Annotated in this window: 20 protein-coding genes; 18 read left to right on the top strand and 2 right to left on the bottom strand. The window is 50.6% G+C overall.

Annotated elements, in window-relative coordinates; all coding sequences use genetic code 11:
* Positions 1–241: 241 nt before the first annotated feature.
* The gene (locus ACPXSQ_RS08625) at positions 242–1,540 is read left to right on the top strand and encodes an NCS2 family permease (protein ID WP_015700012.1); all 1,299 of its coding nucleotides are present in this window, start codon (positions 242–244) and stop codon (positions 1,538–1,540) included.
* A 324-nt stretch (positions 1,541–1,864) separates the two neighbouring features.
* Complete coding sequence (locus ACPXSQ_RS08620; protein ID WP_105091585.1) at positions 1,865–2,650, top strand: hypothetical protein; 786 nt, start codon at positions 1,865–1,867, stop codon at positions 2,648–2,650.
* Between the two features lie 82 nt (positions 2,651–2,732).
* Here the strand turns inward: ACPXSQ_RS08620 and ACPXSQ_RS08615 are convergent, their stop codons facing one another.
* Positions 2,733–4,187, bottom strand: a complete 1,455-nt coding sequence (locus tag ACPXSQ_RS08615) for an AMP nucleosidase (RefSeq protein ID WP_014593991.1) — start codon at positions 4,185–4,187, stop codon at positions 2,733–2,735.
* A gap of 394 nt (positions 4,188–4,581) precedes the next feature.
* Here ACPXSQ_RS08615 and ACPXSQ_RS08610 point away from each other — a divergent pair, with 394 nt between their 5' ends.
* The 10 genes from ACPXSQ_RS08610 to tssC all read left to right on the top strand — a co-directional run bounded on the left by ACPXSQ_RS08610 (position 4,582) and on the right by tssC (position 18,356).
* A complete protein-coding gene (locus ACPXSQ_RS08610) occupies positions 4,582–5,997 on the top strand; it encodes an EmmdR/YeeO family multidrug/toxin efflux MATE transporter (protein WP_024470994.1) in 1,416 nt (471 codons plus the stop codon).
* A 1,111-nt stretch (positions 5,998–7,108) separates the two neighbouring features.
* Positions 7,109–7,708 (top strand): hypothetical protein, encoded by a 600-nt coding sequence (locus ACPXSQ_RS08605; protein ID WP_105076862.1) that lies wholly within the window; start codon positions 7,109–7,111, stop codon positions 7,706–7,708.
* A gap of 23 nt (positions 7,709–7,731) precedes the next feature.
* Entirely contained in the window at positions 7,732–8,235 is a 504-nt protein-coding gene (tssJ, locus tag ACPXSQ_RS08600) for a type VI secretion system lipoprotein TssJ (RefSeq protein ID WP_013026251.1), read from the top strand.
* 21 nt (positions 8,236–8,256) lie between these two features.
* Positions 8,257–9,597, top strand: a complete 1,341-nt coding sequence (gene tssK, locus ACPXSQ_RS08595) for a type VI secretion system baseplate subunit TssK (RefSeq protein ID WP_014605520.1) — start codon at positions 8,257–8,259, stop codon at positions 9,595–9,597.
* Positions 9,598–9,613: 16 nt separating this feature from the next.
* Complete coding sequence (locus tag ACPXSQ_RS08590; protein ID WP_013026249.1) at positions 9,614–10,855, top strand: DotU family type VI secretion system protein; 1,242 nt, start codon at positions 9,614–9,616, stop codon at positions 10,853–10,855.
* A 3-nt stretch (positions 10,856–10,858) separates the two neighbouring features.
* A complete protein-coding gene (gene tssM / locus ACPXSQ_RS08585) occupies positions 10,859–14,485 on the top strand; it encodes a type VI secretion system membrane subunit TssM (protein ID WP_013026248.1) in 3,627 nt (1,208 codons plus the stop codon).
* Between the two features lie 14 nt (positions 14,486–14,499).
* A complete protein-coding gene (tagF, locus tag ACPXSQ_RS08580; RefSeq protein ID WP_013026247.1) occupies positions 14,500–15,213 on the top strand; it encodes a type VI secretion system-associated protein TagF in 714 nt (237 codons plus the stop codon).
* A gap of 10 nt (positions 15,214–15,223) precedes the next feature.
* A complete protein-coding gene (gene tssA, locus ACPXSQ_RS08575) occupies positions 15,224–16,246 on the top strand; it encodes a type VI secretion system protein TssA (protein ID WP_014593987.1) in 1,023 nt (340 codons plus the stop codon).
* A gap of 80 nt (positions 16,247–16,326) precedes the next feature.
* Positions 16,327–16,857, top strand: a complete 531-nt coding sequence (tssB, locus tag ACPXSQ_RS08570) for a type VI secretion system contractile sheath small subunit (RefSeq protein WP_014605521.1) — start codon at positions 16,327–16,329, stop codon at positions 16,855–16,857.
* Entirely contained in the window at positions 16,857–18,356 is a 1,500-nt protein-coding gene (tssC, locus tag ACPXSQ_RS08565) for a type VI secretion system contractile sheath large subunit (RefSeq protein WP_013026244.1), read from the top strand. Before tssB ends, tssC begins: the two co-directional genes overlap by 1 nt.
* A 270-nt stretch (positions 18,357–18,626) precedes the next feature.
* Here the strand turns inward: tssC and ACPXSQ_RS08560 are convergent, their stop codons facing one another.
* Positions 18,627–18,866 carry a hypothetical protein gene (locus ACPXSQ_RS08560; protein WP_155270043.1) on the bottom strand — a complete coding sequence of 80 codons (240 nt, stop codon included), beginning with the start codon at positions 18,864–18,866 and terminating at the stop codon, positions 18,627–18,629.
* 69 nt (positions 18,867–18,935) lie between these two features.
* On the opposite strand from ACPXSQ_RS08560, the gene ACPXSQ_RS08555 reads away from it, so the two are divergent.
* From ACPXSQ_RS08555 to ACPXSQ_RS08530, 6 genes are all read left to right on the top strand, one after another.
* Positions 18,936–19,418, top strand: a complete 483-nt coding sequence (locus ACPXSQ_RS08555) for an Hcp family type VI secretion system effector (RefSeq protein WP_013026243.1) — start codon at positions 18,936–18,938, stop codon at positions 19,416–19,418.
* A 69-nt stretch (positions 19,419–19,487) separates the two neighbouring features.
* The gene (locus tag ACPXSQ_RS08550) at positions 19,488–20,345 is read left to right on the top strand and encodes an N-acetylmuramidase domain-containing protein (protein WP_064352419.1); all 858 of its coding nucleotides are present in this window, start codon (positions 19,488–19,490) and stop codon (positions 20,343–20,345) included.
* An 18-nt stretch (positions 20,346–20,363) separates the two neighbouring features.
* A complete protein-coding gene (locus ACPXSQ_RS08545; RefSeq protein WP_022623337.1) occupies positions 20,364–20,915 on the top strand; it encodes a hypothetical protein in 552 nt (183 codons plus the stop codon).
* A 156-nt stretch (positions 20,916–21,071) separates the two neighbouring features.
* Entirely contained in the window at positions 21,072–21,881 is an 810-nt protein-coding gene (locus ACPXSQ_RS08540) for a lysozyme inhibitor LprI family protein (protein ID WP_064352421.1), read from the top strand.
* Positions 21,882–22,477: 596 nt separating this feature from the next.
* Positions 22,478–23,029, top strand: a complete 552-nt coding sequence (locus tag ACPXSQ_RS08535; RefSeq protein WP_072404037.1) for a hypothetical protein — start codon at positions 22,478–22,480, stop codon at positions 23,027–23,029.
* Between the two features lie 94 nt (positions 23,030–23,123).
* The gene (locus ACPXSQ_RS08530; protein WP_015700019.1) at positions 23,124–23,525 is read left to right on the top strand and encodes a lysozyme inhibitor LprI family protein; all 402 of its coding nucleotides are present in this window, start codon (positions 23,124–23,126) and stop codon (positions 23,523–23,525) included.
* Positions 23,526–23,635 lie beyond the last annotated feature (110 nt).

The following is a 23,635-nucleotide window of genomic DNA, read 5'->3' as shown; positions in this document are numbered from 1 at the left end:
TCAGAATTATCTTAAGGCTCGCTGACGTGTATCCAGGTAATCGATTGCGTATCAGGCTGGCACAGCAATTGCTTTAGCCTTTGCAATTGCTCATGTGACATAGGAAAGCGAAAACCGTATTTCGGGTGGTCGGGCTGGCATGCGACAGCACTGGCGGCCCCTCAGTATCACAACAAACAGCATGACCATAACCTTGGCAAGAGAACGCGCACCTGAGTGACGTCTCTATCATCGAGAGATAATGATGTTAGAAAAACTATTTAAATTAAAAGCGCACAACACAACTGTACGCACTGAAATCATCGCCGGTATCACTACCTTCCTGGCGATGGCCTACATTCTGTTTGTTAACCCCAGTATTTTGGGTGCAACCGGCATGGATAAAGGGGCTGTTTTTGTCGCGACCTGTCTGGCAGCCGCAATTGGTTCGGTGTTAATGGGACTGATTGCCAACTACCCGATTGCGCTGGCACCGGGCATGGGGCTGAATGCTTTTTTCACCTATACCGTTGTCTTGCACATGGGCTACAGCTGGCAGATTGCGCTGGGCGCGGTATTCCTGTCCGCAGTGATTTTTTTCGCCTTATCGATATTTAAGATTCGCGAGTGGATTATCAAGAGCATTCCGCTGCCGCTGCGCGCCGGTATTGCCGCAGGGATCGGTCTCTTCCTGGCAATTATCGCGTTGGAAGGCGCGGGTATCGTTGTGGATAATCCGGCTACCCTGGTGGGGATTGGCGATCTGACGAAGCCGGGCCCCTTACTGGCGATGTTAGGGTTTATCATCATCGTGGTACTGGAAGCGCGTCGCGTCACGGGCGCGGTCTTAATAGGCATTCTGATCATCACCTTTATCTCGATGGGCATTGGTCTGACGAAATTTGGCGGTGTATTTTCTGCACCGCCTTCAATCGCACCAACGTTCATGCAGTTGGATATTGCGGGTGCATTTAACGTCGGCTTAATTAGCGTGATTTTCGCGTTCTTGTTCGTGGATGTGTTTGATAACACCGGCACGCTATTGGGTGTAACCAAACGCGCCGGGCTGGCTGACGAGCAGGGCAATGTGCCCAAAATGGGACGCGCGCTGGTTGCGGACAGTGCGGCTGCGCTGTTTGGTTCGCTGCTGGGCACCTCTACGACCACCAGTTATGTCGAGTCTGCCGCCGGAGTGAGCGCAGGCGGTCGTACCGGCCTGACGGCGATTGTGGTTGCGGTGCTTTTCCTGCTTGCGCTGTTCTTTTCTCCTCTGGCGTCAAGCGTGCCGGTTTATGCCACCGCGCCAGCATTGCTGTTTGTTGCGGTTTTGATGACGTCCGGGCTGGCCGAAATTGACTGGAAAGACATCACCACTGCTGCCCCGGTAACCGTGACCGCGCTGACGATGCCGCTGACCTACTCCATTGCTAACGGTATTGCCTTTGGCTTTATTACCTGGACCGTGGTGAAGTTGCTCAGCGGACGCACCAAAGAGATTAATGCGGCACTGATTGTTCTGTCTGTATTATTTGTGATTAAACTCGGCTGGCTGAGCGCCTGATTAATCCAACCGTTACAGCATATTGAATATGCTGTAACGGTTTTAACATTAGAACTCAAAAAGCGTTTGCGGTTGTTTTCTCTGTTATTTTCCATCATTGTGCGCACCCTTCCAGAATATCGATCTACGCCCTTTTCTTCGCGCGGCCATGCTTTTATTCTTTGACTCAACATTGTGAATAAAGGAAAAGAACAATTCCCATTTTATTTTTCCTTTTTATTCAATCAGGTAATGTTTATTGCGCAAGACTTTGCTTCAATAATGCTGAAGCAGGTTGCGACTTACGTTAATGGATTAAGTTAATCCGCCTGTCAGGAAAAGCTCATGGGCAATCTGTATGGAAAACGGAATCGCGATAATCCGCATTTGACCCTCAGTCATCGCTGGACAGGAGGCAAAAAAATGGAAAATTTTGAGACGCGCTTTGAGCGGCTTGAAGAAGACAACCATCAAATAAAAATCGACCTGGCGCTTTTTAGCGGGCAGGCTATGGCTTTTGCGACCAAAGCCGATCTTGAGCTTCTGCGTGCGGAACTGGCGGTGTTTCATGTTGAAATGGTTCAACGATTCACGCTGCTGGAAGAGAAAGTCCAACAGTTTAGCATCCGTTTTGACGATGTTGATGGCAGGTTGGTCAGCATCGAAGGCAAACTTTCAGCAATCGATGGCATCTTATTCAATTTTACTAATAAATTTAATGCCATCGAGGTAAGTTTTAACATTATCAATGCCAAGTTTGATGATGTTTACAAAGAATTCGCTGCTAATGAGGTGAGATTTAACGGCATTGACGCTCGGCTCGACGCAATGGATATACGGTTTGATGGCATCGATAAGAGATTCGACGGCATCGACAAGAGACTGGACGGCATTGATATGAGACTGAATGGTATTGATATCAGGCTTGATGGTATCGATCGGCGACTGGATGCGATGGACCGGAGAATGGATGCCATGGACCAGCGATTCGACAGGATTGATGAACGTTTCGATAAACTGGATTTACGCTTTGAAAGCCTTAATAACCGCCTTATCTGGACGCTCATGGTACCGGCTATTCTTGCGGTGTTTGCCTGGTTCATCAATACCGCCGTTCTGAACGCGGCCTGATTCGGAATATCGTCTTAATTAACGAGACGGTATTAACGGGAAGGGTTTTCGCATTAATACCGTCTTTTTCATTCATTATTGTTTAACGGAAAGGCGGTTCGTTAAACGTACGTAACTTACGTGAATGCAACTTATCACCTTCGGCGCGCAATAATTCAACCGCGCGAATACCAATCTGTAAATGCTCTGAAATCGCGCCGTCGTAAAAGCGGTTTGCCTGGCCCGGCAGTTTGATTTCACCGTGCAGCGGCTTGTCCGAAACACACAGCAATGTGCCATAAGGCACCCTGAAACGGTATCCCTGAGCAGCAATCGTTGCACTTTCCATATCGACAGCCACGGCCCGGCTCAGATTAAAACGCAGGGCAGAGGCTGAATAGCGCAGCTCCCAGTTACGATCGTCTGTTGTCACAACGGTTCCGGTGCGTAGCCGTTCTTTTACCTCCTCGCCTGGCATACCGCTCACGGACTTGGTTGCGTCATACAAAGCCCGCTGAACTTCGGCAATGCTTGGAATCGGAATGTCGGGCGGCAGAACGCTGTCCAGCACGTGGTCGTCGCGCAGGTATGCATGAGCCAGCACGTAGTCACCAATGCGCTGACTCTCGCGCAGGCCGCCACAGTGCCCTATCATCAGCCAGGCGTGAGGACGAATGACCGCCAGATGATCGCAGATTGTTTTAGCATTGGACGGGCCCACGCCGATATTGATCAACGTAATGCCCCGGCGATTGGGTGAGGTCAGGTGCCAGGCTGGCATCTGATGCTTTTTCCAGGCCAGGTCAGACAGCATGGCTTCATTGTCTTCTGTACTCGCCGTCAGAACGACATCGCCCGCGCACACAAGGCTGTCGAAAGGGGTTGAAGGATCGCGAACCTGTTCAATGGCCCAGCGTACGAATTCGTCTACGTAGCGCGTGTAGTTGGTAAACAGGACAAAAGGCTGAAAATGCTCAACCGCCGTGCCGGTATAGTGGCGCAGGCGGGCAAGCGAAAAATCTGTGCGCAATGCGTCAAAGTGAGACAGAGGAAAGGTCGCATCGGCATGAAATAAACCATCTGCCGTTTCATCACCAATCTGCGACAGTTCAGTCGTTGGAAAGTGACGCGCAATCCCCGCACTCATGGTGCGATCCAGCGACAGATCGGACCCGTCTATGACATAAGGATAGGGAATTTCCTGACGCGAAGGACCGACGTCGATCGTCACCTCGTACTCTTTTTCCAGCATGGCCAGCTGTTCAGAGATGTAATGGCGCAGCAGAGCAGGGCGCGTCACCGTGGTGCTGTAACTGCCAGTATGGGTAAAGCGGCCCCAGGCTCGGGTGCGATTCTGCTGAGGCCCGTCGCCCTGCCACGTAATGCGTAGTTCAGGGTAAACAAACAGACCTTGCGCGCGGGCAACGGGATCGGGTAGCGAGCCTTCTTCCGTATAGGCCTTAATTGATGCGCGCAGAGCGTTGACGGCTTCATCATACATCTGCTCAAGCGTATCAAGTGCCTGCTGGCGTGTCAGATTTTTCCGTTGGGCTGGCATAACCTCTCCTTTAACGTTCTTACGACAATTTCCCCAAGCTTAGCGGGTTTAACGCAGGATTTGGTGAAGAATCTATGATCAAGCGCATTTTGCTGCCGCCAGTTATAGGCGAGGCTTAGCGCTTGTGCGTGGGTTTGCATCAAAATGCAGATAAACCTGACGCCTGCCTCCGCTTTTTGGTAAAGAAGAGGGCCGTTTCCGGGCATGATCGTGCGATGACATCGGCAACGCGATGATTCAACGAGGTGAGGAAAAAGGTAAAAAAAGTGTGTAACGATGATTTAACAGGAATGCAAAACGTTTTGCATATTTGCCCGCAGGCTACCATCATTAGAGTTCTTTCCCCGACTTCTTCATATTTGGTACTCCTTTGCAAAATCCCGGCGTAGCAGTGGTGCAGGCGATTAAGCGCACGGCGTGGTATCCCAAACGTCGTTCTTACCGCACGCTGTACTGGCGTGAAATTTCGCCTCTTGCAGTCCCGATCTTTTTTGAAAATGCCTGCGTGCTGTTAATGGGCGTGCTCAGTACCTTCCTGGTCAGCTGGCTGGGTAAAGAGGCGATGGCAGGCGTTGGCCTGGCTGACAGTTTTAATATGGTCATCATCTCCTTTTTTGCCGCCATCGATCTGGGCACCACGGTGGTGGTCGCTTTCAGTCTGGCAAGGCGTAATGGTAAACGGGCGCGTGCCGCTACGCGGCAGTCGTTGGCGATGATGACCATTTTGGCGCTAATTCTGGTCATTGCGATTGAGTTCTGGGGCCATCTGATTATTGACGCCATTGCCGGCGCTGCCGAACCGAAAGTAAAAGCGCTGGCGCTGAGCTATCTCCAGGTTTCGGCATGGAGCTATCCGGCAGCGGCCATCACGCTAATCGGCAGTGGCGCGCTGCGTGGGGCAGGGAATACCAAGATCCCGATGCTGATTAATGGCGGGATGAATATCCTCAATATCATGATCAGTAGCGTACTTATTTACGGCTGCTTTTCATGGGATGGACTGGGGTTTGTCGGCGCTGGATTAGGGTTAACCATCACCCGCTACATCGGCGCTTTCGCCATTATTTATGTGTTAATGATTGGATTTAATGCTTCGCTTAAAATCACGCTTTCCAGCTATTTTCGTCGCTGGAACAGCAGCATACTTTATGAAGTACTGAGCATTGGCGTGCCTGCCAGTATCGAATCTGTGCTGTTTAACGGCGGTAAATTGCTGACCCAGGTGTTTGTGGCTGGCATGGGCACCAATGAGATCGCGGGTAACTTTATTGCGTTTTCTGTTGCCTCGCTGATTAACCTGCCGGGTAACGCGCTTGGATCGGCTTCAACCATCATCACCGGAAAGCGGCTGGGTAAATACCAGGTATTTCAGGCTGAACGACAGGCGAAGCATGTTTTTTGGCTGGCAACCATTTGCCTGTCGTGCGTTGCGGCCCTGACCGTTCCGCTGGCGGGCTTGTTGGCACGTTTCTATACCAGCGATCCTGAAGTGATAAATGTCACGAAACACCTCATCTGGCTCAATGCCTTGTTTATGCCGATTTGGGCTGCGTCGTGGGTTTTACCGGCTGGGCTGAAAGGCGCGCGTGACGCACGTTACACGATGTACGTCTCTATGTTTAGTATGTGGTGTGCAAGGGTCGTGGCTGGCTATTTGCTGGGCATTGAACTGGGAATGGGCGTCATCGGCGTCTGGCTTGGCATGTTCCTCGACTGGACAGTGAGAGGGCTGTTTTTCTGGGGAAGGTTCACCAGCGGTAAATGGCTGAATAATTACCGTAAAATGATCGCGAAAGCCGGGCCATCCTAATTCCTTTTCCTGATTTGTTATCTCTGTCGCCGCTTTAACCCGGGTGGCGACGATAAATACTGTGCCATTCAACGCCTGAGTGATTTCAGGCCATACCGCTGTTCACATCGGGCCATTGGCACGTCCTGCGCTTGTGCAATCCACCGCGGCTTAGTCTCTGGCTGTATTAAAATCACTCACATTGCCTTTTATTGATCCAGCTTGCGGCTAAAACCAACACTGCTCCCCGATATATTACTTAAGATAATTCTTAATTTAGCAATACTTCAAATGGTTAACCTGTTGTATTTATTGTTTTTTTAATAAATGACACGCTTCGTGTTTTCTAAAAATTTGACTTAATTACGATCTCAGACTTAAGAAAATCAGCTTTAGGGCGCTTCGCTGGCCGTTTTATCCCTTTTTACCATGATTAAATATTCATACTTCTAATGTTTAATTATCTAAACGAAGCGGCTGGCAGGGCTAAATCGCGGTTTTTTATCGCCTCGATAGCATTTGGTTAACAAGTGCCTGAAGTTTGAGATAATACTATACATTAATATTTTTACTATTTAAGCTCGCTCGGGGCTGTGTTGAATTTTTTAAGGCATTATGTAAAGCTGTGTAAGATGTTAAGAAATGGAAAAGAACTTTACACAGGCGAGCAGGATGTTGAGGCTCGTGCGGTAGCTATGGTGCTGCAGTTTAATTTGTAAGCCATTGATTTATTGCCATTTGTGTGAGATCGACTGGAATTTAAGCAGGATGTTGCCATTCTCCCCACACTTATAACGATTAATCAGCCTTATTAAACTTAACGATTCAGCTTTATGAATCGGTTTTGCACAACGCTTAACCAGGCTGCCTTAATGACGTTTGCGTTTAGGAATTTGTCAGTTTGCTGAATGTTTAACCGCGAATTCAGCCGTCTTGTTCCGGTCATCAGGTTTCATGGGCAGTTTCACACCTGCTCACTCTCATCGAATAGAAAATTTTAAACTCACTACCTCATCTCATTCAGGCAAATTGTGTTGTTAATCAGTGTATTGGCTCCAGATGGCAGCCAGCATCGCTCGTTCTGCAACAGGGTTTGCTTAACACCGGCCAATGGCCACTTGTTTGGGTATTAATGGAACTAAATATGAAGAAAATGGTGAACTTTCGAATTGCATTAAGCCTGATGTTTGTCTTTGCTGTTGCAGGCTGTAAAACACCGCCAAAAATGACTGATGACACAATGGTGAGCAGCACCGTTGATGGCACAACCCTGATTCATCGTCATGCCGTTGCTGCGCCGGCGCAGTTCTCCGCATTAAATGAATCCTATCGCGCTTTATATCCTGCATCGGTCATGACGCGTCCGGACTTCGGCGGCAAAGTCGTCGAAACCCTGAAAACAGGTGAAACCTACACCGTTGTGGGTCAGGTTGAGAATAACTGGCTGGCATTAGGTGAAGAAGCGCAGGCTGAAGCGCCACCAGCAGCCAGCGATGCCAAAGCCACTGACAGCAAAGCGGCACAGGCTCAGGCCACAACCAGCGCGATAAAAGTTGTTGGTTATGTCCCTTTCCGCGCCGTGGTGAAAAGCGATTTGTACGATCAGACCGTTAAAGCCGATCAGCCGAAACGTCGTGCGCGTGCCGCCGCCAAGAAAAAAACCTGTGTTTCTGTAGATGGAAACAGCCAGGCGTGCCAGAACAAGAATAACGGTACCTGGATCATTAACTAAGTCAGGGGCAGGGAGGGACAGAAATGGCACAAACTTACTTTCGCGTTGGCCTGGCAAAATGGATCTGGCCCTTCCTGCTGCTTCTGCTAACGGCATGCAGTAGCAGTAAGCCTGATATCGCGCGATACAACCTGCACTTTCAGGCTCATCCTTCCATCAATTCGGGCGCACCTCTCAAAGTCCGGGTGATGTTGCTGACGTCTGATGCAGAATTTATGTCCGCCGACTTCTTCACTTTGCAGAATCAACCCGCTACCGCACTGGGAAATACGCTACTCAACAATCAGCAGTTTTTCCTGATGTCCGGTCAGCTCAGTAAAACGCTGAGTGCCAAAAGCCTTCCCGACGCGCGCTTTATCGGCATCATGGCGGAATATCAAAAGCTGGATGGCAAGGTGTGGCGACTTGCGCTGCCTTTCCCAGACAGTGACAGCAGCTCGTTCTGGCAGTTCTGGAAAAGCAATGATGGTGAGTTAAACGCCAACATTATCGTTGACGATGCCGGCATGCGTCCCGTTAAGCAATAAAACCGTCTTCAAAGGATGATTATGAACAGAGCCGAAAAGGTTGTTTGGGCGGAAGGGATGTTTTTACGTCCTCACCATTTCCAGCAGGCAGAAAACTTTCTGCAAAGCTCGCTGCGTGAATGGGGCCAGTCGCAACGCCCTTATGTTTGGGGATTTTTCGATCTCGAATTTGATGAAGCGCTGTTGCGGCAGGGTAAACTGGCACTGAGCGCCGCCAGTGGATGCCTGCCGGATGGAACGTTTTTTGCCTTCAGTCAGCCACAACACGGCCCTGCGCCGCTGGACGTCCCCAGCAATACCGACCGCGCCAAAGTGGTTTTGGCCATTCCCGCTCGCCGCAATGGTCGCGAGGCGGTGACGTTTCAGGACGCGCCTGATTCGCTGGCTCGCTATCTGGCCTGGGAAGCGGAAGTTGAAGATGACAATGCGCAGGCTGTCGGAACGGCCACCGTTCAGTTTGGCAAGCTGCGCCTCCGCTTGATGCTGGAGCAGGATCTCACGGCGGAATGGACGGCGATGGGCGTTGCTCAGATCGTTGAAAAGCGCAGCGACAACCATATCCGTTTAGACAATGATTATATCCCTCCCACGTTAACCCTTGCTGGCAGTCGTCCGCTTCAGAGCATGATGACCGACCTGCACGGCATGATTCAACAACGTAGCCAGCAGCTGAGCCAGCGCGCACCCGGAACGGGCCGCTTTAACAGCGCGGATATGGTTGATTTTATGCTGCTGGCGTTGCTTAACCGCCAGTTGGGCCTTCATGCGCATCTGCAGCATCTGCCGCTATTACATCCTGAAACCCTCTACAGCCACTGGCTGCAGCTGGCTGCTGAGCTGGCAACGTGGACAGAGGCGCGTACGCCGGATGCTTTCCCTCTCTATGACCACGACGACCTGCAGGGCTGCTTCTCCCGCCTGACGCTATTGCTCCGTCAAGGCCTGTCGCAGGTGATGGAAGAGAGCGCCATTCAGTTGCCGCTGACGCAACGCTCACACGGCCTGAATGTGGCGACCGTGCCGGATAACAGCATGGTGCGTGAATTCGGTTTTGTGCTGGCCGTAAAAGCAAACGTCCCGGCCGACGCGCTGAAAACGCATTTCCCGGCGCAGATGAAAGTCGCCCCCGTCACCAAAATTCGCGATCTCGTCCAACTGCAGCTACCGGGCCTTGCCCTGAAAGCCATGCCGGGTGCGCCACCGCAGATCCCATGGCACGCAGGATACAGCTATTTTGAGCTGGATAAGAACAGCGAGCTATGGCAGGAGATGGAGCGATCGGGTGCCTTCGCGCTGCACCTTGCCGGTGAGTTTCCGGGCCTGAACATGGAGTTCTGGGCCATTCGCAGTCAGTCAGAATAATTCAAACTGAGCAGGCATGATGCAGGAACAAAATAAACCGAACAGTGATGCTTTTCAGCAGGATCTTAGCCACCAGAATAGTTTGGTGGCTGCAGCGAATCCGCTGATTAACGCGATTCCACAGATTCGTCACTCCGTCTCCCATGACGATCCCGCACGTTTACGTCAACAGCTTATTGACCAGATCCGCCGTTTCGAGCTGGCCTGCCAGCAGTCCGGACTGAGCTATGAGGTGATCGTTGGCGCGCGCTATTGTCTGTGTACGGCGCTTGATGAAGCCGCAGCACTGACGCCCTGGGGAAGCCGTGGCGTGTGGACCAGTAATGGCTTACTGGTCACCTTCCACAACGAAACCTGGGGCGGGGAGAAATTCTTCCAGCTGCTGGCGAAACTGTCGCAAAACCCGCGTCAGCACATCCTGTTACTGGAGCTGATCTATTTCTGCTTACTGCTTGGTTTTGAAGGGCGCTATCGGGTTCTGGATAATGGACGCTCGCAACTGGATACGATTAAACAGCGTCTGTTGCAGATGATCAGGAGCGTCAGGGGCAGCTTTGCCGCCGCCTTGTCGCCGCATCCGACCGATCAGCCGGTTCTGCGTAAACTCTGGCGCCCCATGATTCCGCTGTGGGCCTGTGCGGCTCTGGCGGGCCTGGCTGCCTGCCTGTTCTATATCGTGCTGAACTGGCGTCTGGGGGATTACACCTCGCCCGTGCTGGCCAAAATCTACCAAACGACGCTGCCAGAAGTGCAGATTCGTAATCCGGCACCGCCGCCGCCGCCGTCACTGAACCTGAAGTCATTCCTGAAACCTGAAATCGACGAAGGCCTGGTGGCCGTGCGCGATGAGGCAGATCAAAGTGTGGTGACGCTGAAAGGCGATGGCTTGTTCGCATCCGGTTCGACAGAGGTTCGCGGACGTTATGATGCCGTTATCCAGCGTGTAGCTGAAGCCATGAATAACGTCAGCGGGAAAATCCTGGTGGTGGGCTACAGCGATAACGTACCGATTCGCAGTGCCCGATTTGCCTCCAACTATGAGCTGTCTCTGGCCCGTGCCCAGTCTGTTCAGACGCTGTTACAAAAACAGCTGGCAAAACCATCACGCGTTAAAGCGGAAGGGCGGGGTGAAACGCATCCGTTGGTGCCGAATACCAGTGCAGAAAATCGCGCGCGTAATCGTCGTGTTGAAATTACGCTGCAGGTTGCACCTGATACGACGCAAGCTGAAGTTAACGGCCTGGCGAGAGGGAACTAATCCATGCTGAATGTACTATTTGCGGTACTGACCAGCCGTCTGGCCTGGGGCTTTGTCGGTATCACCGCACTTTCGTTTATTATCTGGGTCATTGGCCCGGTGTTCTCGATTGTGGACTCCCGTCCGTTGGAGTCAGAACAGAACCGCGTAATCAGTATTGCGCTGCTCTATGTTGTCTGGGGCCTGAGCCAGGCGATTCCGCGTGTCTATAACTACTGGCTCAACCGTAAGCTGATGTCCAGCCTGGAAACCAGCAAATCGGATACGCCGGAAGAAGACCGCAAGCGACTGACCAGTGAAGATCAGGTGCTGGCCAGCCGCTTCTCTGAAGCGACTGAGATGCTGAAAAAAGCACACTTCCAGCGGCAGAGCAGCAAAGGTGCGCCTTTCTGGGCGCAGCGCTTCAGTCATCAATATCTCTATCAACTGCCCTGGTACATGATCATCGGCGCGCCAGGTGCCGGTAAAACCACCGCTCTGGTGAATTCCGGCTTGCAGTTCCCACTGGCGGACAAGTTCGGTAAGGCTGCGCTACGTGGGATCGGCGGGACGCGTAACTGTGACTGGTGGTTTACTAACGAAGCCGTGCTGCTGGATACGGCGGGGCGCTATACCACGCAGGAGAGCCAGCAGGAGCGCGATGCCGGCGAATGGCATCAGTTTCTCGACCTCCTGCGTAAATACCGTGGCCGTCAGCCGGTTAACGGCGTCATCGTCACCTTGAGCGTGGCAGACCTGTTATCACAGTCGCCCGAGGCCATGCGCAATCAGGCCGTGGCGCTGCGTCAGCGTCTGATGGAGTTACACGATCGGCTCGGTATTCGCTTTCCGGTGTATGTCCTGGTCACCAAAACCGACCTGTTAAAGGGGTTCCGCAGCTATTTTGCCAGCCTGGATAAGGCACAGCGCGAGCAGATTTGGGGTTTTACCTTTCCGTGGGCCAAAGCATCAACGGCTGAATTTGAACTCAGCAGCCAGTTTCAGCAGGAATATTCGCTGCTGCAGCAGCGCCTGGATGCCGGACTTGCCGATGTACTGCTGGCGGAAAGTGATGCCCAGGCACGTGCCGAAAGCTACCTGTTTCCACAGGAGTTTGCGGCATTGCGCCCTCAGTTGGCTGAGGCGCTGGATATTCTGTTTGCGCGTTCCGATTTCGAAACGCAGTTCGCCCCGCGCGGCATCTACTTTGCCAGCGGTACGCAGGAAGGCTTACCCTTTGACCGCGTAATGGGTGAACTCACGCGCGCCCTGCATCTGCCAGGCCAGCAGCAGAGTGAGTCGGGCAGTTGGGACAAAGTGGATAAAGACGCGCCGATCCCTCAAAACAAAGGGCAGAGCTTTTTCCTTAAGGGCGTGCTGGAAAATGTCATCTTCCAGGAGTCCGGTCTGGCCGGCAGTAACCGCTGGTGGGAGCTACGTAACCGCGTGGGCCTGTGGTCGGGTTATCTGGCGTTACTGGTTATCGTACTCATTGCCGGTGCACTGTGGCTGGTGAGCTATAACAAAAACAAAACCTACCTGCAGGAGATGGCGGCGAAAAGCCCCCAGGTCGAGCAGCTCGGTGACAAGTTACAAAAAGAGGTGAACGGCAACCTCTTTGCACTGGTGCCTTACCTCAATACGCTGCTGCACCTGCCTGAAAGCGCCTCCTTTTCTCTGGAGCATCCGCCGCTCACGCGCCGGATGGGGCTGTATCGCGGAACGGAAGTCAGTGATGCGACCCAGGCCTTGTACGAAAGGGCGCTGAAACAGCTGCTGATGCCGCAGGTTGCGCAGAATATCACCCGCTGGTTACGCAATGATACGGGAAGTGACGCTGACTACAGCTATGAGGCGCTTAAGGCTTATCAGATGCTGTACCAGCCAAAACACTATGACGGTAAGTTTCTTCAGGCGTGGATGATGTTAAACATCTCACGTGAATTGCCGCAGGACGTGACTCAGGCTGAGGTGAAACAGCTGGCGTGGCACCTGCAACAGCTACTGGAAACGCAGATTCAGTCCTCGCCCTATGCGAAGGATGATGCGCTGGTAAAGCGCGAGCAGGCGCTGATTAGTCAGATGCCGCTGTCACAGCGCGTTTACGGACGCCTGAAACGCCTGCTGGAACGCGATGGCTCAATGTCACCGGTTACCTTGTCCGCGCTGGGTGGACCGCAAAGTGAACTGGTGTTTTCCCGTAAAAGCGGTAAGTCTGTCAATGAAGGTGTTTCCGGGCTCTTTACGCCAGACGGCTACTGGAACCATGTGGATAAACAGATCGCGCCGGTCACGGATGCGCTCTACAAAGACGATATCTGGGTGCTGGGTGCAGAGACGGCCCATGAAGACAGCAAACAAACCGACCTTGCGGTGCGCCAGCTCTATATTCAGGATTACATCCGCCAGTGGGAACAGTTTCTCAGCGATATTCAACTCAACAGCAGCGCCGATTTGACCCAACGTATTAATACGGCGCGCCTGCTGTCAGGGAATCATTCGCCGCTGCGGCAGTTAGTGATTAACCTGAGCAAACAGCTCACGCTCACCCGGGCGCAGCCTGAAGACAAGAATGCCAAAGATACGGCCGCGTCATCGGATAACAGCGCCACACGAACGCTGCAGGCACTGTTTACCTCGCCGCGCGCAAACGGCGAGCAGGCGGTGGTGCAGCAAACGCCCGAGCAGGCGGTGACCGCGCACTTTGCACCTGTCATCGAGCTGGCACAGCCGTTACAGCAGGGCAGTAAGGTCCTGGCCGTTGATGATTTTCTTAAGCAAATCGACGATCTCTATCGCTATCTCACTGCCGTGCAGGATGCCGCGAATAGCGGTATGCCACCGCCGGCGAGTGATGCCATTAGCCGTTTGCAGGCCAGCGCCGGACGTTTGCCCGGTTCACTGCAAAATATGGTGTCAGGCATGGCAGTGGGCGCCAGCAGCGATGCACAGCGTCGCGACATGGATAACGTTCGCAAGCGTATCACCATGGAAGTCGGCAGCTTCTGCCGTCAGGCGATAGCAGGCCGTTACCCGCTGGTTCGCAATGCACGCAGCGAAGTCACGCCTGATGACCTGGCGCGCATGTTTGCGCCGGGAACCGGACTGATGGACAGCTTCTTCCGCGATAATCTGGCCAGCAAAGTGGACACCACGCGCGCGGCATGGCGTTTCACGCCCGGCATTGATGGCAAAACCTTGCCAGGTGGCGAAGCCTTGCTGCGTCCTTTCCAGCAGGCGCAGTCGATTCGCGACGCCTTCTTTGCCAATGGGGCCACTACGCCATCCTTCCGCGTCACGTTACGGACGGTGAAGATGGATAACGATATCCTGAATATGACGCTGGATGTCGATGGACAGATTTTGCGCTACAGTCATGGACCACAGGCAGTGCAGTTAGTGAGTTGGCCCGGACCAGGTGGAACCAGTCAGGTGCGCATGCAACTGGGGCTAACGAACGGCACGACCTCAACCCTGACCACCAGCGGCCCATGGGCGCTTAATCGCTTCTTTGATCGCGCACGGGTGACGTCGGTAGGTGGACTGACTCGCGAAGCCAGCTTTAGTGTGGACGGCCATAATGTGACGCTGTCATTCACGCCAGGCAGCATTCGTAATCCTTTCCAGCTACCCGCATTTAGCTGTCCCTGAAACAGGACCTGACTATGACCCATTACGCAGCACCTGGCTGGTACGGCAAACTGCCTAGTTCGGGTGATTTTGTTAAACGACGCTTTCCAGATACCTTGCAGCGCCAGTGGTCTAACTGGTTTCAGGTGGGATTGCACCACTGGAAGACCAGTGCTGAAGGCGAAAATGCGCCTTCTCGGGCTTTTCTTAAAGCCCCGGTGTGGAATTTTGTGGTACCACCGATGTTGGGCACGCAACTGATTCAAATGGGCTGTCTGACGGCCGCACGCGATAGCGTGGGTCGTCATTATCCCCTCTGTGCCCTCCGCTATTTTACCCCAGCGGAGTGGATGCCTTTGTTGCTGACGCGTTCAGGCGACTGGTATCACCAGATGGGAAATACCTTATTGCGGGCGGTTCAGGATGGCGGTACGCCCGAACAGTTCGATCAGGCGCTGTTGAGCATTCCGCTGCCGCAGCCTCAGCAGGATGAGGCGTCATCAGATATTCTGGCGGTGATCGGCAACGGTGAACAGGATTCAACACTGAGCTGGCATCTGCCGTCCCAAAGCTTTGATCCGCAGTTCCAGACCAGTTTCTGGTGGACGAATCAGAGCGACGGTTTTCCGCTTTATACCCATGTCCACAGTGGAAACTTAACCGCGCAGTTATTTTCCCTGTTGTTTGATCCGGCAGGCGGTGCAAAGCCGGGACGAAACGGACTTTATCCCCCGATGTTTGAATCCTGAGGCGAAGCGGATGAGTATTGATATTGACACGTTGCTGATACCGGTAAGCCACGATAATCCGTGCGGTGAAAACCTGGAGTACGACGCGGACTTTCAGGCGATGGAGCAGGCCAGCGTGGGAAAAGCCGAACAGCAGTTCGGTAACACCATTATTCCGGCTGAGCCAGCGGACTGGAACAAAGTTGAAAAGCTCGCGCTGGAACTGATGAGCCGCAGCAAAGACCTGCGTGTCATGCTGACCCTGACACATGCCTGGACGCGCCTGAAAGGGTTACCGGGCTATGCACAGGGCCTGCAACTGATTGAACAGGCGATGTTGCAGTTCTGGGAACCGCTCTGGCCTCGCCTTGAAGAAGACGGCGAGCACGACCCGTTTTACCGCATCAACGCGCTGGCTGTGCTGGGCGACCAGTCGGCACTCACGGCCGCCGTTCGTCAGTCATGGCTCATGCGCTATGCGTCCGACGGTATTACGCTGCGTGATGCTTCGGCGCTGTGTGACGGCAGTAAAACAGAGGTGCCAGATTATCCGGGTGGACTGCCGCGTCTGAATGACGAACTGGCACGAGGGGAACAACCGGGCATCGCAGCGATTCAAAACATTGCCGAGCGTTTGCAAAATATTCGCCGCATCGTGATTGAAAAGCTGGATGAAACGGCCTTGCCGGATATGAGTCAGCTGCAACGCAGCATGGCAATGCTGAATGAGCGCTGTCAGGCCACGGATATGGAATCGTTACACTCCCTGGCGGCGGCGATGCAATCCGCACCCGCAACGGAGCAGCAGCCCAGCGTCGCTGCACCACGTGCGGCTACCGACTGGCGCAGTGCCCAACTGAATTCGCGGGCAGAAGCCCAACTTATGCTGGAAAAAGTTAAACAGTACTTTAGTCAGCATGAGCCGAGCCACCCGGCACCGCTGATGATTGACAGGGTACAGCGCCTTATCGAACTCGATTTTATGGACATCATTCGCGATCTCGCGCCCGATGGTGTGCATCAGTTAGAAAACATTTTTGGACGCCGCGACTAAGCTAACAGTCAAGCCTTTACGCAGCGAGACCTGCGCGCCTCCTGCGAGCCTATACCCGCGCATTATTTATGGAGAGAACCATGCCAACAATGAAGTCCAGTGGGCAGAAATTTATCGCCCGCAATCGCGCGCCACGCGTTCAGATTGAATATGACGTGGAAGTCTATGGCGCAGAACGTAAAATTCAGCTGCCATTCATCATGGGTGTTTTAGCCGATTTAGCCGGTAAACCGCTGGAGCCGCAGGCCAGCGTTGACGACCGTAAATTCATGGAAATCGACATCGACAATTTCGATGAGCGTATGAAAGCCATGAAGCCACGTGCGGCATTCCAGGTAGACAATACGTTGAACGGTGACGGCAAACTGAACATCGATCTGACCTTCGAAAGCATGGACGATTTTTCTCCTGATGCCATTGCCCGCAAAGTCGATCCACTAAACAGCCTGCTTGAAGCACGTACCCAGCTCTCCAACCTGCTGACCTATATGGACGGCAAAAACGGCGCCGAAGAGCTGATCGGCAAGATTTTACAGGATCCGACACTGCTGCAGGCGCTGTCACACGTGCCTAAGCAAACGGATGCCCCTGAAGGTAAGGAGGAGCAGTAATGAACCAGACTTCTCAACAACCACAATCGCAGGGCGGCGCCAGCTTTAGTCAGGATGAATTCAGCGCGTTACTGAACAAAGAATTTCGTCCTAAAAGCGACCAGGCACGCGAAGCTGTAGAAAGCGCGGTAAAAACCCTGGCGCAGCAGGCGCTGGAAAACACCGTGACCATGTCCAGCGATGCCTACCGCACCATTCAGGCGCTGATCGCTGAGATTGACGAAAAGCTGTCTCAGCAGGTTAACCAGATTATTCATCACGAAGAGTTTCAGAAGCTGGAAAGCGCCTGGCGTGGTCTGAGCTATCTGGTGAATAACACCGAAACTGATGAGATGCTCAAGATTCGCTTTATGAGCATCTCCAAGCAGGAGCTGAGCCGCACCCTGAAACGCTATAAAGGCGTGGGCTGGGATCAGAGCCCGCTGTTCAAGAAAATCTACGAACAGGAATATGGCCAGTTTGGTGGTGAACCTTTTGGCTGCCTGGTGGGCGACTACTATTTCGATCACAGCCCGCAGGACGTCGAGCTGCTGGGCGAAATGGCGCGTATCGGTGCTGCAGCACACTGTCCGTTTATCACCGGGACAGCCCCAAGCGTAATGCAGATGGAATCCTGGCAGGAACTGGCGAATCCACGCGATCTGACCAAAATCTTCCAGAATACCGAATATGCTGCCTGGCGCAGCCTGCGCGAGTCTGAGGACGCCCGCTATCTGGGCCTGGTGATGCCGCGCTTCCTTTCTCGCTTGCCTTACGGTATTCGCACCAACCCCGTGGACAGCTTTGATTTTGAAGAGCAGACCGACGGTTCCGACCACAGCAACTACAGCTGGACCAACGCGGCTTATGCCATGGCGGCCAACATCAACCGTTCGTTCAAAGAATACGGCTGGTGTACATCCATTCGCGGCGTGGAGTCGGGTGGGGCGGTTGAAGATCTGCCTTGCCACACGTTCCCAAGCGATGACGGCGGCGTAGACATGAAATGCCCAACGGAAATCGCCATCAGCGATCGCCGCGAAGCCGAGCTCGCGAAGAATGGCTTTATGCCGTTAGTTCACCGCAAAAACTCTGACTTTGCCGCCTTTATCGGCGCCCAGTCGCTGCAAAAACCTGCGGAGTACCACGATGCTGACGCCACCGCCAATGCGCGTCTGGCAGCGCGGCTGCCTTATCTGTTCGCCTGCTGCCGTTTCGCTCACTATCTGAAGTGTATTGTGCGCGACAAGATTGGTTCCTTCCGCGAGCGCGACGAAATGGAACGCTGGTTGAACGACTGGGTGATGAACTATGTCGATGGTGACCCGGCTAACTCTTCTCAGGAAACCAAGTCTCGTAAGCCGCTGGCTGCTGCAGAGGTGAATGTGGAAGAGCAGGAAGACAACCCAGGTTATTACGCCGCGAAATTCTTCCTGCGTCCGCATTACCAGTTGGAAGGGTTAACCGTTTCGCTGCGTCTGGTATCGAAACTGCCTTCGCTGAAGTCGAACGAAAACTAATCGTTGAAACGCTAAGCACGCTCTTCGGAGCGTGCTTGTTGCGAGCAAATGCACTAAAGCATGAAAACATGCCGTATATAAAACAATGGCTGATGTATGTCGTCCCTCACACTTTGATTATGCTGATGAAGCGGAATAAACCTTTTCCTAAAGTGATGTCTTTGGCGAATGGCTGGAAGCTTTCATCATAGATTTATCAGTATAATGATCGACCTGTGTTTAAAATATAAAAACGTCGACTTTGGCGAGCTGAAAATTATTTGGGCTTCTTTAATCGTTTTTTTTGACTTTGTTCCAGCAGAGTAATTTTCTTGAAACAAAGTGCGCAACATAATCGGGTTGCCCCATAATTGTCATGGCTTTTTGCACAATGACATTAATTTGAAATACGAATACAGCAAAAAAATCTCCTGCTATAGCGGTTAATTGTGGTGGGATACTTCGGAGAGCCTGTAGCAACCTCCCGAGTCGAGGCAAAAGTAAAATATGGACTGTTTTATTCAGCCCCATGCTTTTCTCTTTGCCATATAGATGCTTTTTCGAAAGCGACAACTTTTTCCATAACGAAGAGTAAATATTATGGCTATTGATATGTATTTGAAGGTAGACGGTATTACTGGTGAATCTAAAGATTCAAACCATACCGGCTGGATTGATATTACCTCTTTCTCCTGGGGCGCTAATCAGCCGGGTAATATGAGCGTGGGCGGCGGCGGCGGTGCTGGTAAAGTAAACTTCAACGACCTGCACATTAATGCCAAAATCGACAAGGCTGTCACTGCGCTGTTGAAAAACTGTGCCAGTGGTAAGCACGTCACTAAGGTTGAAGTTTCAGTTTGCAAGGCTGGCGGTACGCAAATCGAGTATACCCGCATCACCCTGGAAGACGTGCTGGTCACCAACGTACAGTTCGTGGGCTCTGAGCACGACGATACGCTGGGCGTAACCTATGCATTCCAGGCTGCGAAAGTGAAACAGCAGTACTGGGAGCAGAGTTCTTCCGGTGGCAAAGGTGCAGAAAGCAGCGCTGGCTGGAATATCAAAGAGAATAAAGAAGCGTAATGGAATGCGCCTCCATCTGGAGGCGCACTTTCATATGATCTGTTAAGGCTGGATCAAGAGGGATTTTACGTGACTACAATACAGATAAGCCAAGGTGTTGGCATCAGACAACCAAATAAACCACAAGATGTTAAAACCGTTCAATCATTACTAAACGCCAATAAGGCTATTACCTCTCCTGGTAATGAATTAAAAGTTGATGGTTTCATGGGCGAAAAAACCATTGATAAAATAAAAGTTTTTCAGGAGAAGGTTGTTGGACTCCGTAACCCTGACGGTATTATTTCTCCCCAAGGTCCTACGATGCGTAGACTGCATGGAAATATCACTCCAGCCAGCAATATTAAGTTAAATCTTGACACCACGGCATCTGCAGTGACTGATGAAATGTATATCAGTATGGCGAAAGCATTAAATTGTGAGCCAGCAGCAATAAAAGCCGTAGTGATGTCGGAGACGAAGCAAAGTCCATTCGATTCATCTGGTCGGCCGACCATTTTATATGAAAGACATTATTTCAGCAGATTGACCAATAACAAATATGATGCAACTCACCCTGATATATCGGGGAAAAGATATGATCACTACGGTAAATTTAGCGAGCAATACGATAAGTTAAATAAAGCCATAGCACTTGATCGTGCAGCTGCACTTCAGTCAGCTTCTTGGGGAGCATTCCAAATTATGGGAAGTAACTATGTTACTTCAGGTTATGCGAATATTGAAGAGTTTGTCAAAGGAATGAATACTATTCCGGGGCAAGTATACGCTTTTGTAAATCATGTTTCTCATACACCCATGCTCTTGAATGCAATCCGTACTAAAAACTGGGCAAGTTTTGCAAGACATTATAATGGTAGTGATTATAAAAAGAATAACTATGATGTTCACTTATCACAAAATTATGACCGGGCTCTACATAATTAATTAAGGGTTTTATAAAAAATGAAAATTATCAATTTAGTTCTGTCATTACTTGTTATCAGTCCTTTAGCAAATGCTTCAGTAACCCTTTCTAAACCTCATTCCAGTGATTACGAAAAAAGTATTGTTCAAGAGGCTCAGCATGCAGGCCTTGAGCGAGTTGAATTAGATAAAGCTCAAACCTTCGATTTAGTAAAAGATGGCAAAGTATTAGGCACTCTTGTGCAAGGCAAAGGATGGATAAGACAAGTTCAACCTGTGTGTTTTATTGCCTGGACTAAGGATAGCAAAAAATCTGATCAATTTATTCAGACAATCGGTCAGGGGGATTGGGAAACTGTGGGTTGCCATAAAGTTGATTCAGTTGGTCTGATTTCAAAAAAAGACGATCCTGCTACAAAAATCGCGGTTATTTATACAACCGAAGCTCCTGATCACTATGGTAATGATTACTACATCTTGGGATTAAAAGATGATAGTGACAGCGTATACTACGACCAAGGTGCTACTGAGAAGTTTCAAAATTCATATATTAAAAATCTCTCTCAACTTCGTAAGGCTTATCAGAAGTAGATTTTTTAATGAAGCCTCTTTAGCAAACAGAAGGAGGCTTTATACTTATTTAAATGAAGAGGTAAAAAAGAATCAACAAGCTAAAAAAGTTTTTTACAGCCAATTATGAATTTAAAAATAAATGTCTTTTCTGTATCTCACTCTCAGGCGTCCATCATGCAGAGAACCGGCTTTTTTTTACTTTTTATCGCTTCGCTGGTTATGCCGTTACTGTGTTCTGCTGAACAGGGACGTGTTTTAAAACTTGATGGTAATTGGAAAGTTGAACATGTTTATGTTAACGAAGATTCCACTTCTACAAACCTGATGGCGCTAATTTCTGATGACCCGACGCTGAGAGAACGTATTTTTGAATTCACTCCGGATATAATAAAAACGTCAATACCAACAGCTAGTCACTGTGACTTGCCAGATTATGATTCCATGGACGTGACATCAATAAACTCTTTGATGAGCAGGACGACAGAAGGGCAGCTCTCCGATCCGGCTAAAAGCTATGCTCTTCCCATCAAAGGAACGTTAGAAATTCGTCCTTATCGCATTCATTGTCAGAATGGAAAAATCACCCTGTCGGGTGAAAATAGCGAACACTGGCTTGTAAAACTTGATGAAGAGTCAATATTCCTGAACTGGGATAACCAGTCTTATCTTTTACTAAAAAAACTCGCTAACAATGCCAAATTGCAACCTTCGTTCGCCTGCGCAAGAGCTACAAACGACAGTGAAAAATCCATCTGTCATGATTCGGATCTGTCCTCCTGGGATGTAAGCGTGGCCGAGGCATACAATGTGGCGTTAAAGCAAATTGTGAATACAGGGGTTGATGTCAAATCACGTTCAGTCGAGCTCCGTCAAACACAGAAACGCTGGCTTGACGAAAGAAATGCGTGTTCTGTTAATCCAGCATGTCTTAAGAAAAAAATGCAAGATCGTGTTGATGAACTCGTTGAGTTGGCAAAGCAATGAAATGATCAGTGCCTGTTTAAGTGAGTCTTTTAAGATAAGCGAGCGCGCTTTCTTTACCTTAATACGCTTGTTGATGAGATGAGATCTGTAACTTTCGGAGTCGAGTGAGTAATGAAAATTTACGCAGCGTTTTTCGTGGCTTCAATCGCTGTTTTTTCAGCTTCCTGCTTCGCAGAAACACCGTGTTCTAAAACAAGTAATGATGTCGAGCTATATCAATGTTCTGTTAAATACAAAAGCCAGGCTGAAAAAGAGTTAAATCACGAATAGGGTCTTGCAAGAGAGCGCATTGTAAAAATGTACGGCTCCTAAAAAAAACTGGGTGAGCAGTATGCCGGGATTATGGTTGATACGCAGCGTAATTGGCTTAAATGCAGGAATGGTCAATGTCATCTTGAAGCTTTTGCTGCAGAAGAAGGCAGTAATCCATATGCTGTCACAACGAATCTCTGCATTTATAGAATGGATACTGAGCTTACGGCCGTACTTAAACTGCTGCCATACTGATTTTTTAACAGGCTGATATGACGTTATAGTGGTGCAATGATATTTTCATCATTTAAGTGGTCATTACGTCAATGGATACATAAAATATTATGCGCTATGTACTAATGTTTATATCGCTGTTAACCCCTTTTCACGTATTGGCTGCGCTTTCCCTTGCTCCTATAGCAGATACGCCCTATCAGAAAAGTATTTATAAATTATCGTCTGATAAAGGCATTCAGGGCGGTTCTCCAGTTCCACACCAAAGTTTTCATCTGGTTAATGAAGGCAAAGTTCTGGGCAGTTTTATTGCCGGGCAGGGTTTCGACTCACAAGATAAGGACGTGTGTTTTGTCGCCTGGTCAAACAACGCTCACCAGGCAGAGCGTGTTTTACCAACAATTGGATTCGGTGACTGGGAAGCGGAAACATGTCATGCGACTCGCTCTGTCGGTATGCTCGATGAAAAAGATAATAAAGTCATCATCGCGGTGATATATGACGTTGCGTCTCCCAATACGACAGCACAGGAAGCCATTATCGTTTCTGTCGACCTGACCAATCACTCGATCATTATCAATGAGCCGCTGACGAGGAAAATTGGAGCTTCAGGAGCAAAATCGATCAAGGAACTGCGAACCCTTTACAGGACAATGCCCTGAGTTGCGCCTTGCCCTAATAGGCGAGTTCCTCACCGTAGTCTGACATCAGTTAAACAATGCGCTTTTACATCTTTAAAACAGGTCAATATAAAAAATGAAGATATCTTTTTTGGGATGTGCGACTTTTATCATGTTTGGTTTTTCTTCCGCCGTTTACGCCCTTGATGACTGCGCTAAAAAGACCAGTGATGCCGATGTGTTTAGCTGTGCCGAGAATAACCGGGCACATGCAGAAGACGATTTAAATCAGGCCTACGGGGCGACGAAAAAACGTATCGAACATGTTTTTCAAAGTGAACCTCAAGCTAAAAAGAACTACCAGAACCTGTTTATTCAATCCCAGCGTCACTGGTTAGCCTACCGTGACGAGCAGTGCCAGTTATATGCGCATCCCGCAGATAAAGGCAGCAATGCGCACACCGTATTTAATAACGAGTGCGTCGCCAGGCTTGATGAGTTACGCACGAAAGAATTATCAGAAATGCCCTACGATTAACTTTCACGGATGGCTATCTGCAACATTAGGGTTGCGTTTATCTTCCGTACCATTGACTACGCTTCTATATCCCGCCTTTCTCCCCGAGAGACGCGCGATATAGATGTCGA

It is taken from the genome of Pantoea sp. EEL5, from assembly GCF_049892805.1.
GTDB classification, from domain to species: Bacteria; Pseudomonadota; Gammaproteobacteria; order Enterobacterales; family Enterobacteriaceae; genus Pantoea; species Pantoea ananatis.
The sequence above is the reverse complement of the archived record's forward strand: the minus strand, read 5'-3'. Positions and strand labels throughout refer to the sequence as shown.